A 17,858-nucleotide genomic window follows, 5' to 3' on the forward strand; every position below is an offset into this window, starting at 1 on the left:
AGAGATTTACTGGGGCGATGAAACAGGCATTCGCAGCGATTGCCAGCATGAGCGAGGCTATGCGCCAAAAGGAAAAACACCCATTGTGAAGCTGAATGCAAAGCGTACTTCACTCAATATGATATCCGCGATTACAAATCAAGGAACAGTGCGTTTTCAAATTTACGAAGGAAGTATGAATGCCGATAGGCTGATTGACTTTCTTAAGCGATTGATCAAAACAGCGGGCCGTAAAGTTTACCTCATTCTGGACAATCTTAGGGTACATCATGCACGAGTTGTTAAAGCTTGGCTGGCAGAGCACGAGGATGAGATAGAAATTTATTATTTACCATCATATTCACCTGAACTGAATCCAGATGAGTATTTGAATTGCGACCTTAAAGGGGGCGTTCACAGTGGCATGCCAGCCCGATCCAAGGAGAAGCTGAAAAGCAAAGTGCTTTCTCACATGAGAATGTTACAAAAGAAGCCCGCGCGTGTAGCAGCCTACTTTCGACACGAGTCAATTAGGTACGCAGCATGACCGAACTATTTGTCCGCCGGGTTAATAAAACCATACTTTTCGTAGAACCCTTTTGTATGCTGGGACGTATCGATTGACACTTTACAGTCTCCATACTTTTCTAAAATACTCTCCAGCCTAAACTCCAATAACAGCGTGCCAATTGACTGGCCGTGATTGATTCTGCGCACCATCCCCCAACAAAGCCCGACTACCCCACCACTTTTCTCGTAGCCACCACACGCTATAACTTCATTGTTTTTTAAAACTATAAAATAGGGCTTATAACCTGCATCTTTATTTAAGTAGGCCTCGAATTCGCTAAGCTCTTCATCAGAGAAATACTTATCTGAATTACTCCGAAATAGCGTTATACACGCTTCTTTATACCTATGAGTGTATTTAACGATCTTCATAACTTTGATTTACACTTAATCGGGATAGGGAGAGACCTCGTTGCGCCCCTCCACTCACACCACCGGACCTACGGGTCACGTACCACGGCAGTTCATCCCCTCATTTCTTATCTCATTACCAATGATGGCAACCCCAAGTCAGCAAACTATCGATTCGGCAATGCCCTCTAAAGGGCCGGACTCTTACTTGATCACCAGGTGCCTAGGCGGATTTCATCGTGTTCCATACCGTCCAACGATCGATACTTAGACCCTGCAGTTTTAGATAAACGCTACGTCCCAATTGCTTCCAGATATAACAGCGCAATTTTCGCCTAATCCATTTGTCGATATCCCCACAGTGGGCTCGGCACTTCCGCTATACCGAGGTACGCTTTCCAACCAAGCAGGTATTTTCATATATCAGCGATGACATTCGACAGTTGATGGTCTCTCATTCAGCGACTCAGATGCTTTAGCTGGAAGAGGGCCTTACTCGCTACCTTCAGACGATATCCAAGTCGGGGGCTGAGTGTGAACCACAGAAAGCTCCACTTCCAGGGGCGGTCTACCGCGTTTTTCTCATCGTTTATGGTTTAGCTCCATATCTATATAATATGGCCGCCTTACACTCTTAATTTTCATGGGCAGCAATCTCTCTTAGAGTATTTTGCAAACCTACTTCTTAAAGTAACGAGAGCAGAAAAGTTAATTCTCTTTATATGTTGCCATTTTTTGCTTTTCTTTTTGGTTAAGTTTTTGATCAAAAAACTTAAGTATATCCAGGCTTAAGCTCTCATGAACTTGTGCTCTCTCAAGGGTAGTGTGATCTTCACAAAGACTTTCTAAGTACTTTTTACCGAGGGGGGTACAAGTAGATAGGAAGGTGTAGTGACTAGCCTTTTCTATCTCCTTATACTCAGAACTCGGAATCAAAGATGCAACCCTATGGGCATTGGTTAAACTGGGGGCAACGCTATCGAGGGATCCTACGGCAATTGATACTGGAATAGATATATCCTTTAGGCTTTCCTGGGTTAGCGCCTGGGAAACGGCTGGAGAGAGAATATAAGCTGCGGAAATTTGATCGATTTTGTAAGAACTTCCGTGTTCTGATAAGGAAGCTTTTATGTAAGGATTATTCTCCACCTTTTTGAAGGCTTCGTTGATATTTGGGAACTCTGCCTGTCCCTCACAAGTAAAATCTCTCTTCTGGCTACTGCAGAAATCCTTGAACAGTGATCTATCAGTGATGCCTCCGATAGCAGAGAGTGCGGTATAACCACCTAAAGAAAAACCCACAACGCCAATCTTGCTGGGGTCAATATGCTGTGACCAATTCTCATCCTTCAGGATAGAATTTAAGGCAAAAGAGAGGTCGCGCGTTCGCTCCCACCATAACGTGTAACCCGCAGCGTATTTTTTAGGCTCTATTGCGGTATTACCATGATGATTGACGCCAAGCACCAGATACCCGTTTGCGACTAAGCGCTGGGCAATCCAGAGCATTTGTAGGGCGGACCCACCAGTTCCATGGGACATAAGTATTAAAGGCATCTTTTCATTGAGAAGTGGTTTAGCTGCCCAAGCCACCTCTCTAGCATTGAATAGCTCTTTACCTGGCTGCCCCAGTAACAAAGGTTCGCTATGAGATTCGGCGGTAGGATAAAACAAGTGAGAAGTGACAGGTCGCTTCCCCTCGCCATCCCAGGATGGCCTGCTTGTATCAATATAATTTAGGGATACTACTCCAATATTTGTGGGGTTGTTCGCGGTCACATAGATCGGTGAAAATAGTAAAACGATTGTAGAAAGTAATCTCAAGTACATATTTGACCTATTTGTTGGTGGATTATTTCTTTTATCTTAAATAGATGTCTTTAAGTTATTGGACGAAACTACAAACCTCAGATTTTTATTCAGGAGGGTTTGAGGTGTGGGCAATAGCTTATTGGTAAAGTAGGGGGTGTGCCAAGTTAAATCTACTGCCTAGACTCCCATAGTAACCGACACACTTGGCGATAACGAGAGAGGCCAGCCAGCTGTAGGCTGGTTAGCTTCCACACAAACAAGCCAGGAACCTCATGGGAACTCGTACCAACCAACTAGCCTTGAAAGAACGATACCAGATAGCAGTGCTCACTGGACGGAACTATTCAGCCCGAGCCCCTATACAACACCACCATCAATCCAATAAGGCAATCTCTAGTGAGCATCATCGTTGCAGACCTTATACTTTGCATCAGGGGCCGCAACAGTGGTACAGGACCCTTAAGCAAGCCAAGCTCGACTTTTCTATACAAGAAAAATTGACTACTATCTAAAAAAGTAAGTCCTGTAAAATCCTTGGACGAATGCGGCTTGAGCGGTATGAGAAATGGTTAGCTTTTCTACGATTTACCACTGGAACAGTCGACTTAACCGGAGGTCGCATCTGGCGAGGAAAAGCAAACGTTACCGTAAACAGGCGAGTTCAGAGGCAAGCAAAAGCTTATATCAGAGCGCATAGATATTGATCATAGGCCTGGATTGTCGATGAAAACACTGAGGTCGGTCACAGAGAGGGTGATACAGTTTATGATCAAGATGGCTATCTGATGACACTGGTTGAGCGAGTCTCCAAATTATGGCCCACTCTCTGAGTCCCAAATAAGAGCAAGAAGACAGTGTGTCGGGCAATCAAGCAGATGTTGAAGTCATATAAATCCATCTGTAAAACCATAACCTTCGATAATAGAGGTGAATTTCTGGATCATCAGTCGATCGCGTAGAAACTTGGAGGTAAAGTATATATTTTGCAAAACCATTCCACTCCCAGTAGCATGCGCTGAACGAAAACAAAATTGGTCTTTTGAGGCACTTCTTCCCGAAAGGAATGGAAATTGGCAAGGTATCAAAAAGCCATATTGATGATGCAGTGTTTCTCATAAGTGCTCGACTAAAGAACGTGTTTAGTCCACTGGAAATTTTGGTGGGTTAAGCGTGTGTCACTTATGTTGGCAATCTTGGAAGAATATAAACAGATATGAAATTTTTTCTGTGAGGATCCACCTAATGAAAGGTAGAGCAAAGAGTTACAGAGGTTCCGCGCCTACTGAAGAGGCGACAATGGAGCTGGCAGAAGAGATTGGGGAATCTAAGAAAGCTGAGTCTTATTCCTGGCAGTAAATACTCGATACTGTGACGGGAACTTATAGCGATACCGAGTACTCAATAAAGTGGGTGGGGTATTAGTGGAGGATGAGTGCGCTCTTTCATGTCGCCATATTAGTTCTAAATGGCAGTCTACCAGTTATTCCCAATTACTGAGAAACGGTATACATCAGTATAATTTGAATATCATTTAAAAGTCCACGAAGTGCTTCGGGGAAATTGGTATGGCTTGCTGTTTTAGGTTAAAAGTTAACTAAAAATTAACATTGAACATAGTACTTTATGATTAGTTTAATCTTGATGATTAGAGTTATTTTCTAGTAGAAAATCATTAGATACAGTTTATTTTGTATAACAAAAATATGACAAGGAGCTTGGCTGTGAGTAACCGTAAGCTAATACTAGGAGTATTTGGCCTTATATTTATTTTGGTTGTAATTATCTTTCCTGTTCAAGATTGGGCTCATGCTATTTTTTCTAAAAGTGGAAGTGTTATTGATGAAAAATTGTCTGCACTTGAGAATCGTGTTGAAGAGATATACAGCGCTCAACAGCTTCTACAAAAGGATATTGATAAACTAAATTCTATAGCTGATGCAGATAGTGGAAATCATGACATAAAGGAGTTGCCTTCAGAAATTTTATATTCAGAAGGGTCGGCCGAGAACTATCCGAACGATATCCGCTCTACCATCGTTGATTTGAGAAAGCATGAACTGAAAAGGCTTATTGATGTCGGCTTTAACGAAGAACGAGCGGAATATGTATTATCTCTTTGGGATAGGCTCCAATATGATCAGATGCAATTAGCATATAAGCTACGATATTTATCCGACCCTTCTTCATCAGAAGCTAAAGAGTTAACAGCAGAGCTTCAAACGTATAACTCTCCCTTCCTCGTTATGTCCAAAATGCTAAGTAAGGCAGAATTTGATTTATACACAAAATCACTTGGGATGAAGCCTCAGTTGACAATTGGAAAGGTGTTACCTGATTCTCCGGCAAGTATAATTAACCTGAAGCAAGGCGACCAAGTATTATCTTACAATGGTGCTCCAGTTGTAACAATTTATGATCTTCGACAAAGGATACAAGACATTCCTCCTGGACAGAACATCCCATTAGAAATCGTTCGAAAAGGAAAGGATGTTTCAGAAATAGTATATATATCTAGCGGCCCGCTGGGTATATTGAGCGCTGAAGATGGTGTTCCGCTTCAATAAAGCACCCTCATAAATCAGCAACCACTAACATTACGAGAGACGTTATTATGTGCCCAAGTATCGAAAGAAAGTGTTATTTGAGACATTGAGGTGGGAGATTGGAGCGATTTTCCGAGACTTATGTCGTCAAAAGGGCATTGAGTTGGTCGTGGGGTACGCAATGAGGGATCACATTCATCTGCTGTTAATGATCCCTCCGAAGTTTAGTGTTTCCAATACGATTGGTTTTCTGAAGGGGAAATGAGCGATTCAGATATTTCGGAAGTACAAGCATGTGCAGAGAAATTTCACAGGAAGACACTTTTGGGCTCGGAGTTACTGCGTGAGTACAGTGGGGCTTGATGAGCGGATGATTCGAGAGTACATAAAGAATCTATAGGTTGAAGAACGCCGGCAGGAGCAGATGCAACTGGCAGGGTTGCAACTAGCCCCCCTGGGGGGCCTTCACCATACCACCCGCTATGCGGGTGGTTGTTAATTTTATGTAGAGAATTTTAGTATATAGGGAAATTTATAGATATTCGTTAATGTCCCAGGCTTGTCGTTGCAGGTCTGCAGATAAAAGGATTTTCAAAATGGCGGTATGGCCCTGACCCCCAATAATTATGACCTTGGTTCCAGGCTGGGCAACTTTCTGTATATTGGCATACATGCGGAAATTTCTGTGCCACCAACTTGCATTGCCTTCAGCTCCCAAATAAATATTTCCTGCCTTTACGTCATTATTCCTAATAGAAAGGTTCATGTTTAGCTTGTCATGTTCAATATCATTAGTAAGCTTTAGAAGCTCCTTCAATGAGAGAGATTTATGTGCTTCATCTGTTTTTCTTTTAAACTCTTTTAAGAAGTCGGCATGTTCTTCATACCTGTATGGATCGGCACCTTCCATATATGCTCTAGTCGTCCACTGCCTGTTATGAATTTGCATATCATCATAACAAATTATATTGGCAAGCCCTGCAGTTTTAGCTATACGAAAGCCAAGCTGTTCCGTCTCATTGCTGTTGAGCTGATAAAGTCCATCTATGTAGTTTTTATAATTTTCGTTGATGCTATCCTGTTCACTTGGTTCACACTCAGCCAATACGTGAGTTGGTTTTTGCTTGCCAAGTTCAGTTGTAAGTCTTTTTATGTAACTCTGACTCTCATTGGTGAGCACGTTAATTTGATCAGATTTAATAAGGTCTAGGCCTGGATTCCTAAAGTGAAATACTCCAAGCATCATAACTTTTGCAGGTTTATCCGCTCTCATTGATTCAACTGAAGTTTCTTGTGCTCGGTTAGCGTTGCAAGCTGTAATAGTAGTTAGGATAAATAGCGCTTTAAAAATATTTTTCAAGTTTAAATCCTTTCAGTACTTTTATATAAGCGACCATAGAGCTTCTATTGGTAAAATCGAGGCTTCTTGGGGAGTTAATTATAATGAAAGTGTGAGCGCTTAGCAAAGATTAGAAATCTGTTTCACATCATGAAATCGGTTATTCTCACGCAACCGAGTATTTACTTTCCGCCAATTTGGTTGCGGAAAGAAAACTGGAAGCCTGGATGGAAAACGGGCGCCTGGCTTTAGCAAGTAAGAATCTCGGTAATGGTATTCGGGTAAGCCGTGCGGAATATGACGCGGTTTTTTATTGGAAGAATACCGGGGCGATTCGGCCTTGATGTTCGCACTGGTCACAACCTGGTTAATGGAGCACGACAAGGACAGGGACAAATACCAACTCGCCGAACCGGAGATTGAAGTCACACCCATTGATAAAAATTTGGTGGATGTAGAAATCACAATCCGCTTTTTAGAAAACGTCGATTTAGTCCTGGATGACAATGGCCCGATTACTTACCGGGGCCAACGCTATGCGGTGGCGGTGGTGCCGATCGATGAACCAAACCAAGTGGCGGTAGGCGATAATAAGACCCTACCCACTGATGCGCCCTACAGCCGTGCAGATTGATTTAAGCGGATATATCAAGGCACGGCAGCAATTCCAGCTGCTGAAGATGCCGCCGGCTAAGCAACGGCAATTGGGTGGCACGCTCGCCCGCAAAGTACGCACCTATAGCCGCAAGCGTTTGCGCGAACAGAAAGCCCTGGACGGCAACGCCTGGGAGAAGCGCAAGGAGAGCCATAAAAAGGGCCGTAAAAAAATGTTACGGGGCCTGAGTAAACGGATGAGTGCGCGCGGCGTGGAATTGGGTGGTGAAGTGTTTTTTGCTGATGGTAAAACTGCCGAGATTGCCCACCAGCACCAGTACGGCGAGCCGGAAGAGTGGACCAGCCAGAAAGCCAATAAGGTCTATGGCCAACCGGACTACCAAGCGCCGGCAACAAGATATCAGGCGCGGGCACTGAAGAAGGAAGGTTACAAGGTGCGCTTGCCCGGTGGGCGAAAAAAGAAACCCACTATCCGTTGGATAACGGAAAACCTCAGCCTGGGGCAAGCGGGATTGATTTTACGAAAGCTGCGCGACGATCCCGGCAAAAGCCGCTGGGTAATCGAATTACCGGAACGCAGCTTTTTAGGGGTGACAGAGCGGGAAATTTCCGAACTGGCCAGCAAACTTTTTGATGAAACAAGCGGACGCATTTACAGCGTATAGGGGGCCAAATGGCACTGGGGAAAGTAGGTGTTAATAACCTGATTTAGGGCAGGGCAGCTTTGATGAAATCGAACGCAAGGCACTGTTTCTCGGCGTAGGCGATACCAACAAAGGGGCGGTGGTCGCACTCAATTCACAGAGCGACCTGGATCAACTGCTGGGCGCGAATGACTCCCAACTGAAAACCCAAGTGATGGCCGCACAAGCGAACGGCGGTGAGAACTGGCAAGCCTGGGCGTTGCCCTTGGATGTGTCCGACGATTGGAAAGCGGCTCTGGATACCGCTATGCAGAGTGTTTCGCAGGAACTGGTGGCCGCCTGCACCCAGGCCCTAGTCTCTAATGATTTGAATGTTGCCTTTGCTAAGGCTGAGAGTATTAGAACCAGCCTGGGCCGCCGCGTGGGCATCCTAATCGCTACCCCCGGCATCGATGACACCAGCCAAACCTGGAGTGACTATCTGGCGGCACAGGCGGCCATTGTAGATCCAGTCAACGCCTATAGGGTTTCCCCGGCTCCCCTATTGCATGGAAACAACTTGGGGGTATTGGTCGGGCGCTTGTGCAATCGTGCGGTCAGAATTGCCGCTACTCCAATGCGGGTTGCCACAGGGCCTGTACTGTCGCTGGGATCGGTTACCAACGATAAGGACGGTGTACCCCTGGACAACGCCATGTCATCCAGCCTGGACGCGCTGAGGTTGTCAGTACCACAAACCTATCCAGATTATCCGGGCACCTGCTGGGGTGACTGCAACCTCTTGGACGCTGAGGGCGGGGATTATCAGGTTATAGAGAATCTGCGCGTAGTGGACAAGGCGGCGCGGGCTATCCGGGTGTTGGCCATCTTTCGGGTGGGTAATAGCCAGTTAAACAGCACCACGATTTCTATCGCCTCAAACAAAACCTACTTTTCCCGTCCCCTGCGGGAGATGGCGCGCAGTATCCGGATCGGGACAGATGAGTTTCCTGGAGAAATCAAACCGCCCAAGGATGGAGATATTGAAATTGTTTGGCCCACCCGCGACAAGGTTGAAGTTTATCTGAAGGTCACGCCCTACAACTCGCCAAAATCCATTACCGCTAATATTGCGTTGGACCTGAGCAACGGCGGCTGATTTCGGTTTTATTTGATTGGTGAATATATATTTTATGGGAATCTGTCGGAATCGAACTAAAATCTTCCAGAACAAGTCTTAACTCATTGATTTTCATATGATTTTAAATGAGAGATAATACGTTACTGAGGGAGTAGCCCAATTATCCCCGGCTTTATCTCGCCAGGGGTTACCGCGGTCAGTAGGGCTGTGTTCTGCTTCTTGCGACTCTGGACCCAGCCACACCCAAAGTTGCAGTAGTGGTAGGACAGCCGGTTACCCTAACTGCCCCCACGCAGATCCGGACGTGCGGAACTACCGCATCCGGCTCTTCAATAATATATTCGCTCGTGTAAAGCACGAACCCTAATACCAGTCCACAAGTATACTGCGTTTGTATACCTGCGGTGGCTTTAGCCCAAAATATCCCAGCATTTCCTTTAGACTATTCCAGTTATAGCTCTTGCGCTGACTCCGCCGATTGAGCCATTTGTGTATGCTGTGTAGAACATAGCTGTACAAACGGGACAAGTTTCGACTGTTGTCTGGCAGACCGAAGTAGTTCTGGAACCCTTCTAGCTTGCGCTTCAGGATAGGCAACCATTCCCTCAGACGCTCACTGCGCTTGGCTTTGATCCAGTGATAGAGCGTTTCCATTGTGTCCTTCTGTTTCTTCGCTGCCGTGCGACGTCTGAGCCTGGGGCGCTGGTTGACGTCCAGACTCCAATAGAACTCAAAACCCAGAAACTGGAACCGTCTCTTTCGACCCGGATGGAAGCGGCTAAACCGCTTCAGGTGCGTTATCTTGGGAGCTAACTGTAGGCCAAACTTGTTCAGCCGTCGCGGTAGCACCCGGTAAAAGCGCTCTGCATCCGTTTTCAATTGGAAGGCCACAACAATGTCGTCGGCGTAGCGGATTAGCATGGCTCTGCCACGCATACGCGGTTTGACCTTCTTCTCGAACCACAAATCCAGGGCGTAGTGCAGATAGATGTTCGCCAGTACCGGACTGATCACACCCCCTTGCGGGGTGCCTGCTGCCGGTTTACTGAATTTACCATCTAGGGTTTGCACCCGCACCTTAAGCCACTGCATAATCAGTGTCAGCAGGGCTTTGTCGTCGATGCGAAGAGCTAGCATGCGCAGTAGCCAGCCGTGATCCAGCTGATCATCGAAGAAGCCTTTATCGTAGGTTATAGCTGGACTTGATTCTCTTTTAAGCGTGTTATCAGTACAAATCGCAACATTTGAGGTTTGTTGGAGCTCATAGAAATCAGATCACTTACCACTTCAGACCGTTAGCGCAACAAGCCCTTGTGTCAAAGCTCAGTTTGGGGTGCTTTTAGAAGATTGAATCCCTATTTGGGGTCCATAAGTTGGCGTATTCGTTCCCCATAAGTTGTCGCAGTTAGGGTGCTGTAAAGTCTATGACTCACAAAACGACCAGTAGATGAGTCATAGAGCTCAGCTCTATGACTCATCTGAAGTAACCCCCTGGGGAAAGCAGCTTTATAATTGCTAGGGGTCCAGAATCCATTCTATCTGCTCTATCATGCTCAGACAGCGCTGTTCAGTAATTATACCGGCCTTGGGTTGCTTTGAGATAATTAGGCATTTTCAAGCAAACCTGATGTTATGGTTTGCGTTTTTTTAGTATCTAACCTGTCGCATCCGGGTCCGGATATATGGCTCCTGCCGCTAGTTTGGGGCGTTATTTGAATCTGGCAAAGGGTAAGTGGGGACTTAAGAAGGGAATATTTGTACTGGCGGTCACAGGTACTTTAATGCTTACAGCCGCCTTGATTACGACTAATTATATCGTGAGCTGGATTTTCAGTTTCACCTGATGCTCCCTGGCGCTAAGGAAAAGGAGATTATAGGAATATGACGGACGATAATGGGCCTGTTTTTGCTCCTGCGAAGATTTTAGGGAATCAGGAGGCTCAGCGGCTGGCTGACAAGTTATTTCAGCATTATGGATCCGATCATATCAATTTCAATAAGGTCTATGCAGTTGTTTCTGAACGGCCTGCGTCGTTCTCAATTCTATATAAGGACGACATACCTGTTTGGATGCATGATCTAACTGTCTATGGACTAGCGATAGATAGCAAAGGCCCACGAGGTGGCAAGGGCTGGAAGAGGGCAGGGATTAAATCTAATTACTGAGGTTGGACTATGGAAGTGGCAAAAATCTTTGCAGTATTTTGGGGGCCGATATTTCTCTTATACCTTACTCATCGTTATAAGCTCAAGCACAGGCAAATCAATGGCTCAGGATGGACGTATAACGATGGCTGCCAGCCAGCTTTATTTATCGATCCAATTCAGCACGCTCACCGGCATCCAGCCTTACTCCGCTCTCTTCCTGCTTCCGCTCTTTTATCCAGCGTCGCAGATTGTTAGCAGTGGTTCCTACAGCCTCAGCAGCCTTAGGAATCGAGTACCCTTGCTCGGAGGCTAGGGCTATGGCATCTTTCTTGAATTCCGGCTTGAAATGTCGACGTGTACCTTTTGTTGTCATACTTCACCTCGCTTGGTAGTTTTACCATCTTAGCGAAGTGTCCGGAAGGATTAGACCACTACAGCTGAGCAAGTTCGGCAATAGCAACCTGTCAATTTATTGTGATCTGTCTTTTATTTGGTTTTTTACTTTGCAAAGGAGTCCATGTCATTCGATGTACTTGGATGGTTATCGACGTGTAGATATACTCGTGAGAACTGCTCCCGGCTGCATGAGCAGAGATTTTCATTTTTTGGACTTTATGTTTAGTTGGTAAGTTCTCATGTTCAAGCTTTGTGGTTTGATTTTTGGAATCTTAATTTCTTTTCAAGCATTGGCTTCCGTATCCGGCCCCAGCACGAACTCCACAGGGCAATTTACGGCCAATTATAGCGCAGCGCCTAGCCTTCACGATAAGGCAAAGTTACGGATAACTCAAAATGGTAATTTCGTAAATAGTTATAGCGTTGGCACTTCGAGTGGGAGTAAAACAATTACTGTAAGTTCACCAGGAACTTATAGGGTTGCGCACTGGACTATGAAGGAAGCTGGCTGCTTGCAGCAGGGGAACTTGGGATGTACAGAGCCTGAACCTGGATTTCCATGGGGAGAAAGAGGAAGCTTCTCTGTTACAGTGTCAATACCAATACCTGGGGGTATTTCTCTTCCGGCAATAAATACAACAGGTAGTTACACCATTAGTTGGGGGGCAGCTTCCGGGTCTCCAGGTAAGTATCAACTTCAGCAGCGTAAAGACAGCGGAGGGTGGACCACTATTTATGATGGTTCCGCTCGTAGTAAATCCGTTTCCGCTCAAACCACAGGCATCTATCGTTATCGTGTTAGGGCCTGTTACACCGCTTGCAGTTATTTTACTGCTGAGAAAACTCTCACAGTTGTCCGTACGCCAGGTTCTATTACAACCCCAAGCACTTCTACTAATGGCAGCATAGCCGTTTCCTGGGCCACTGTTTCTGGTGCAGCCAGTTATGTGGTACAGGAGCAAAAAAATAGTGGATCCTGGTCCCAGGTATATGCGGGTACGCAGCTTGGCAAAACTATCCCTGGGCGAGGGAATGGCGTTTATCGTTACCGGGTTGCCGCAGTAGAAAATGGCCAAACTGGCAGTTACCGCTACTCGAGCAATGTAACTGTCTCCCTCGCGCCGGCTTTGCCGGGTGGGTTCACTGCGCCGGCTACAACTACCAGTGGTTCCTATATTGTCAGCTGGAATAGCGTATCCGGCGCACAACAGTATTTTCTTGAGGAAACGGGTACCAGAAGTGGTAGCTGGACGCTTTCGGGAACCTCGATGAGTTTTAGTAAACCTTTAAATGGTTCTTATTTCTACCGTGTACGCGCCTGTAGTGTGTTCCAGGGGGTTAATGCTTGTAGCGCCTACACGGCTAAGAAAATGGTGCAGGTGAGCCAGCCGTTACTAAAAGTGCAGTCTGTATCCGGGCAGGGGGCCGTAACCCTGTTGTTTAATACTGGCTGGAAAGGGGCTGAATCTTGTGAGCTTAAACGCAATGGTACACTGATTCATCAGGCTGCAGTGAACGATGGGGCCACCTTTGTGGATACCGTAAGTAGTAGTGGCAGCTACAACTATTATTACGGATGTGATGAATGCCTTCAAGGTAGCTTCCCAAATAGCTGCACCGAACCGAGTCCGATTGGCTCGACAAGTACGTCTGCAAACATTGTTCTTGTGCCAAGCCAGCCCCGCTTGTCTGTGATTGGCAATACCCACTCCAAAAATGGCTCTGCCGCGTTTACTTCTGTAAGCACAGGCCCCATTCAAAAGTTGCGTTGGCAGAAGCGAGTTGGTAGCGGCACTTGGCCCACTGACGCCAGCTACACCGAATACGCGACCGTTGACGGGAGCTTCCAGGTCACCGGTCTGGCAGATGGCAATTGGGATATCCGCACTAAAAACTGCAATAGCGCCGGATGCAGCATTAGCTGGAGCAATAGCGCCACTGTGTCGGTGTTAAACAGTCCACAGGCAAGTTTCAGTATTTCCTTTGCTGGTGATTTTGATGAGGGGAGCTACAGCGTTAATTGGTCCCCTGCCAGTGGCATAGTTGACCACTACTACCTAAGGGAAAGTAAAAATGGTTTCTGGGGTGAGTGGTTGGATAGGGGCACGGCTCGGAGCTACAAGCCGGCTCTGAAGCCAGATGGGAGCTACGAGTATGAAGTTAAAGCGTGTAACAGCAGTGGTTGCAGTGCTTCTATTGTTTCGCAAAAGCTGGCTATTGAGCACCCGGCACCAGCCGCTCCGACTAACCTTGTCGCTACAAGGGTCAATCATGAAATACAGCTGAACTGGGATAAGGTTACAAGCGGTTTTGATGACGAATATGAATTTCGATTGAATGGGGAAGGTTGGCGCTCGGCAAATACTTCTGTAACAGCTTCCCAACTCATTGGTAGTTATGGCCCTTATACTTTTGATGTTCGCGCATGTAACCGCACCCCTGATGATCGCAAGTGCTCTGGCTTTGCGACCACCACTTATACGGTTCCTGATCCAGACCCTACAGCACCCGGTTGGGCCAAGCCCATTGGCAGTTTAAATTTGCTAGACGCAGGCTATGCCGCGCCACTGTTAAGTACACATCAAGAAACGCTGGGTGTAATCAAAGGTACCGGTAGTTCATCTGGCGGTGCTGCTTCTTATCAGCTTCCTATCGAGTTGCCTCCAGGTCGTGCTGGAATGCGACCAGAAATCTCCTTGAATTATTCGAGCCGTACGGGGAATGGTGTGCTTGGCAAAGGGTGGTCACACAGTGCAGGCTCACAAATAACGCGCTGCCCGCAAACCTTTGCTCAGGATGGTCAGGCGATTCCTGTCCTTTATGCAGACACAGACCGGCTGTGTTTAGATGGGCAGAGACTGGTTGTAATCTCTGGAAACTACGGGGCTTCAGGATCTGTCTATCAAACTGAGCAAGATACACTGGTTAGGGTTACGCAATACGGCGGTATCAATGGTGGAAGCACCTGGTTTAAGGTTGAGCGAAAGAATGGCCGAATTTACCGATATGGGGACAATGCCGATTCTCGCCATATTGCTCAGGGCGTAAACACCATTAAATCGTGGGCAATTTCTTTTGAGCAGGATCGCGCTGTTCCTAATAGCAACTCCATTAACTACGTTTATAAGAGTTTTGGACGAGGCGAATACCACCTCTCTGATATCTATTATACAGGCAACGATCAGCAGAATGGTGATCGCCATATCCGCTTTGAGTACGGCAGTGGCGTAAGGCCGGATATCGAATCTGGTTATTTGGCTGGAGGACTAACACGCTTATCTAAGCGCTTGGAAGAGATAACTATCTACTCACAGGGTGAAAAAGTGCGTGAATACCGCTTTGATTACAAGTTGAGTGGTGCCACAAAGAGTAGTTTGCTGAACACAATAACCCATTGCTCTGGAAGTGAAGTTTGTTTTGCACCTACCACCTTCAAGTGGGCTGATGCCGAAGAGAGTAAGCAAACAGAAATTTTGGGGGCTGCCACTTATAGTGGAGCTAACCACCTGAATAGCGGTCGAACAATTAGCGCTCTTTTTCCAGCAGAAAGGTGGATTGTTCGATTGTCTCCTAGGGGGGACTTTAATGGCGATGGAGTCCGAGATTGGCCAGGATATTTTATCAGTGCTGAAGGCGAGTTAGCCGATACCTTTAATGCTGAAACTGAGGGTTGCACGCAATATCCAGGGAGTCTGCGATGTGTAGAGTTGGATGCGAACAACGATGGAAAAACTGATACTTGGAGAATCTCCTCCGGTAAGTTACAGATAGGTATCAGTACGGGAAATGGATCATTCTCCTGGCTTTCAACGCCGATAGCATTGCCGGGGTCGGATCACATTCTTGATGCCAGAGACTACAACGGCGATGGTTGGGTCGACTTGCAAATTCGTAAGGAGATCTCTTTAGCTGACCATGAGCTTTATTTGTATCTCCATACGGGTAATGTACAGGCCCCGTATAAAGAAAATGGTCAATTTGTGACCACTTTTAAGTACGATAAAATAAAGTGGACACACCGAAACAATGTGGAGTTTGTTGGGGATGTCTCAGGAAATGGGCTTCCAGATATATTAGTGCACGGTACGACGATGCATGTAGGGGGAGTTGGCGATGTTGGGGCACCGCAACTTACACCTTCAATGTTCCTCTTTACTGCTCGAACGCCTAGTGGTGTCAGCTTTGTGCCTTCACTAACTGCCACTCCTATCATGAGTAATGACTCGATTGCCTTACGCTCTTATTACCTAATGGATATTAATGGAGATGGTCTTCAGGACTGGGTAAGTTGGCGGGGGGATAAAGCGGGTCTCTATTATCAGTTGAATAAAGGAGGCATATTTTCTGACTGGGCATTTGCCGCAATGGATAGCTCTTTCCCAACTAGGCTGTATATTTATAATAAGAAGTTTGATGGAGATAGAAGTTTTGAATTTTTAACTGGTCTGAAATATGTCAATGCCTTTAAGAAATTCGATCGGGGGGCTAATGGCAAAATTGGGCTTATTTATCCTGCGAAAAGATTAGTAGAAAGTTGCTATAAGGCCAATGACGGAGGTGGCTTAAAGCAGTTTTGTGGTGATGAGCTCTACGAAGCTTACAATTCTATGACTCCAAGCAACCCAAGTTATGAAAACTTTGATGTCTCCAAAGTAGATAACAGCCTATACGCTTTCGAAGGATTACAATTTATTGAACAGCCGGATGGCAGCTACAAGATAGAACAATATGACCCCAAAATCGTAGGGACTGCATATAATTCTGCGGTAATTGATGCATTCGGCAACGGATTGCAGGATTTCGTTTATTCCTATGGTTGCGTGCATTTCGCTGATAGCTGCTCAGTTCCCAATGCCGAGGGGCACTCTGATGGTGTCTATATTCAAAGGAACCGAGGGTCAGCACAGGCGAACGAGCTATATGAACCCACCGACATGCTGGTCGCCGTAGAAAACGGCTTCGGTGCCCGCGATGAGTGGCACTACCGTCCCTTATCGTCCCGAGATGATCGCTACCATTCCAGTGCAAAACCCTTTTATGAGCGCGGCGGATACTTGGATAGTTTGTCGTCTTCCGTACAGGATGATCACTTCGAATTTACCTCCAGCATGTACGTGGTGGCAGAGCACCGTCAATCCAATGGCGTAGGCGGCCTGAACAAAAAGCAATACCGCTACAAGGGAGCGGTATTTAATAATAAAGGCCGTGGTTTCCAAGGCTTCCACACCATTATTGAAGAAGACCTGGCTGCAGATATCGAAACCCAGTCTGACTTCCATCAAATATTCCCTCTGGCCGGTAAGCTGCACACACAGCGTAAATGGGGACTGGGGGATCGCTCTTCCGATACTAGTGGTGTGAGTGCCTTTGAGGAATCCAGTTTTCATTGGCAGTTCTGGTCCAGGGGTGGCCACTCTTCCCCAGTAGTGGTGGATGCCCTCACGGATTCGTGGAATGTTTCCGCTAATGACCCCTATTTTGTTGGCCCTAAAGAACAGACTTCGATTCACCGCACCCTAAAAAGGTCTGGAAGCAGCCGCACGCATTTGTACACTCAGAGCCAAACCACAAGCTTTGATGCCTGGGGCAATGTGTTACTGGCAGAAAACCGCTATGAGGAGGCCAATAGCTCTCATCTTGTGGTTTCCACCACCGATACCCAATATGAGGCCGCGGATGAGGCCAACTGGTGGATTAATAAGCCTTCGAAGCAGACGGTGACCAAAAAATCCATCCAAAACCGCAAAGGGGTTTCTATTGCTGCGAATACGGATACACAGCAATCTGTGGTAGTGGACTTCCTATCCTGGGATAGTAATGCCCGCAAACCCAAGCGGGTAAAAAGCACGCCCTCCAATGGCAAGTGGTCCCAGGTGGATACGGTTTACAACAGTTATGGTCTGCCCACCAAGGTCACTACTTCCGCGGAAGGGGAAACGCAGACGCGGGTAGTAGAAACTACTGCATTTAGCGCCGATGGTTACTTCCCCAAAACGGTTAAAAATGCTCTGGGCCATACGGTTACTACCGAGACCAACGCCAAGTTCGGCCAACCGGACTCTGTCACCGATGCCAATGGTTTGACCACTCGTTACAGTTACGATGCCTTTGGCCGTGCCGTTAAGGTTACTGCCCCTTCTGCGCTTGGCCTCAAGGCTGCACCGGATATCTATACCGCCCTGCAATGGTGTAGTTCCGGCTGTAGCCGCGCGCCTGGTGCAGTGTTTAAAACCATTCAGCAGCAAGCCGGTACACCGGAGCAGATTACCTACCACGATCAGCTCGGCCGCGTGATCCGTACTGAAATGCAGGCCTTCGACGGCAGCGACTGGATTGCACGA

The 17,858-nt window shown here is 46.6% G+C and carries 12 protein-coding genes and 1 pseudogene; 8 read left to right on the forward strand and 5 right to left on the reverse strand.

All coding sequences use genetic code 11. The annotated features are described in order from the left end of the window. Nucleotides 1-526 (forward strand): IS630 family transposase (locus ACCI49_RS20235; RefSeq protein WP_371841019.1); only part of this gene is annotated, 526 nt, incomplete at its 5' end. 5 nt (nucleotides 527-531) lie between these two features. Here ACCI49_RS20235 and ACCI49_RS20240 read toward each other — a convergent pair. Further along, the gene (locus ACCI49_RS20240) at nucleotides 532-921 is read right to left on the reverse strand and encodes a GNAT family N-acetyltransferase (RefSeq protein ID WP_371841020.1); all 390 of its coding nucleotides are present in this window, start codon (nucleotides 919-921) and stop codon (nucleotides 532-534) included. A gap of 687 nt (nucleotides 922-1,608) precedes the next feature. After that, the gene (locus ACCI49_RS20245) at nucleotides 1,609-2,730 is read right to left on the reverse strand and encodes an alpha/beta hydrolase family protein (RefSeq protein ID WP_371841021.1); all 1,122 of its coding nucleotides are present in this window, start codon (nucleotides 2,728-2,730) and stop codon (nucleotides 1,609-1,611) included. A gap of 1,703 nt (nucleotides 2,731-4,433) precedes the next feature. Between ACCI49_RS20245 and ACCI49_RS20250 the strand changes: the two genes are divergently transcribed. Together ACCI49_RS20250 and tnpA are read left to right on the forward strand one after the other, a co-directional pair. Next, nucleotides 4,434-5,276, forward strand: a complete 843-nt coding sequence (locus tag ACCI49_RS20250; RefSeq protein WP_371841023.1) for a PDZ domain-containing protein — start codon at nucleotides 4,434-4,436, stop codon at nucleotides 5,274-5,276. A 49-nt stretch (nucleotides 5,277-5,325) separates the two neighbouring features. Beyond that, nucleotides 5,326-5,655: pseudogene (tnpA, locus tag ACCI49_RS20255) on the forward strand (IS200/IS605 family transposase). Nucleotides 5,656-5,787: 132 nt separating this feature from the next. On the opposite strand, the gene ACCI49_RS20260 reads toward tnpA, so the two are convergent. Continuing rightward, nucleotides 5,788-6,615, reverse strand: a complete 828-nt coding sequence (locus tag ACCI49_RS20260; protein WP_371841024.1) for a DUF5694 domain-containing protein — start codon at nucleotides 6,613-6,615, stop codon at nucleotides 5,788-5,790. 322 nt (nucleotides 6,616-6,937) lie between these two features. Here ACCI49_RS20260 and ACCI49_RS20265 point away from each other — a divergent pair, with 322 nt between their 5' ends. The 3 genes from ACCI49_RS20265 (at nucleotide 6,938) to ACCI49_RS20275 (ending at nucleotide 8,991) form a co-directional block, all read left to right on the forward strand. After that, nucleotides 6,938-7,228 carry a phage tail protein gene (locus ACCI49_RS20265; protein ID WP_371841025.1) on the forward strand — a complete coding sequence of 97 codons (291 nt, stop codon included), beginning with the start codon at nucleotides 6,938-6,940 and terminating at the stop codon, nucleotides 7,226-7,228. Next, nucleotides 7,203-7,874 (forward strand): phage virion morphogenesis protein, encoded by a 672-nt coding sequence (locus ACCI49_RS20270; RefSeq protein ID WP_371841026.1) that lies wholly within the window; start codon nucleotides 7,203-7,205, stop codon nucleotides 7,872-7,874. The genes ACCI49_RS20265 and ACCI49_RS20270 overlap by 26 nt, the downstream gene beginning before the upstream one ends. An 82-nt stretch (nucleotides 7,875-7,956) precedes the next feature. Beyond that, a complete protein-coding gene (locus ACCI49_RS20275) occupies nucleotides 7,957-8,991 on the forward strand; it encodes a DUF2586 domain-containing protein (protein ID WP_371841032.1) in 1,035 nt (344 codons plus the stop codon). A gap of 345 nt (nucleotides 8,992-9,336) precedes the next feature. On the opposite strand, the gene ACCI49_RS20280 is transcribed toward ACCI49_RS20275, so the two are convergent. Then, complete coding sequence (locus tag ACCI49_RS20280) at nucleotides 9,337-10,209, reverse strand: reverse transcriptase domain-containing protein (RefSeq protein WP_371841034.1); 873 nt, start codon at nucleotides 10,207-10,209, stop codon at nucleotides 9,337-9,339. A gap of 645 nt (nucleotides 10,210-10,854) precedes the next feature. On the opposite strand from ACCI49_RS20280, the gene ACCI49_RS20285 reads away from it, so the two are divergent. After that, nucleotides 10,855-11,139: a hypothetical protein gene (locus ACCI49_RS20285; protein ID WP_371841027.1), complete on the forward strand. Its 285-nt coding sequence runs from the start codon at nucleotides 10,855-10,857 to the stop codon at nucleotides 11,137-11,139. A 145-nt stretch (nucleotides 11,140-11,284) separates the two neighbouring features. Here the strand turns inward: ACCI49_RS20285 and ACCI49_RS20290 are convergent, their stop codons facing one another. Next, the gene (locus ACCI49_RS20290; RefSeq protein WP_371841029.1) at nucleotides 11,285-11,494 is read right to left on the reverse strand and encodes a transposase; all 210 of its coding nucleotides are present in this window, start codon (nucleotides 11,492-11,494) and stop codon (nucleotides 11,285-11,287) included. Nucleotides 11,495-12,107: 613 nt separating this feature from the next. Here ACCI49_RS20290 and ACCI49_RS20295 point away from each other — a divergent pair. Then, nucleotides 12,108-17,858 (forward strand): FG-GAP-like repeat-containing protein (locus ACCI49_RS20295; RefSeq protein WP_371841030.1); only part of this gene is annotated, 5,751 nt, incomplete at its 3' end.

It is taken from the genome of Microbulbifer epialgicus, assembly GCF_041447265.1.
Taxonomy (GTDB): Bacteria; Pseudomonadota; Gammaproteobacteria; order Pseudomonadales; family Cellvibrionaceae; genus Microbulbifer; species Microbulbifer epialgicus.

What these genes read in the sequence shown, in the direction of transcription:
- ACCI49_RS20265 (WP_371841025.1), top strand. Translation starts at nt 6,938, where the DNA reads ATGTTCGCACTGGTCACAACCTGGTTAATGGAGCACGACAAGGACAGG.
- ACCI49_RS20270 (WP_371841026.1), top strand. Translation starts at nt 7,203, where the DNA reads ATGCGCCCTACAGCCGTGCAGATTGATTTAAGCGGATATATCAAGGCA.
- ACCI49_RS20290 (WP_371841029.1), bottom strand. Translation starts at nt 11,494, where the DNA reads ATGACAACAAAAGGTACACGTCGACATTTCAAGCCGGAATTCAAGAAA.
- ACCI49_RS20245 (WP_371841021.1), bottom strand. Translation starts at nt 2,730, where the DNA reads ATGTACTTGAGATTACTTTCTACAATCGTTTTACTATTTTCACCGATC.
- ACCI49_RS20240 (WP_371841020.1), bottom strand. Translation starts at nt 921, where the DNA reads ATGAAGATCGTTAAATACACTCATAGGTATAAAGAAGCGTGTATAACG.
- ACCI49_RS20285 (WP_371841027.1), top strand. Translation starts at nt 10,855, where the DNA reads ATGACGGACGATAATGGGCCTGTTTTTGCTCCTGCGAAGATTTTAGGG.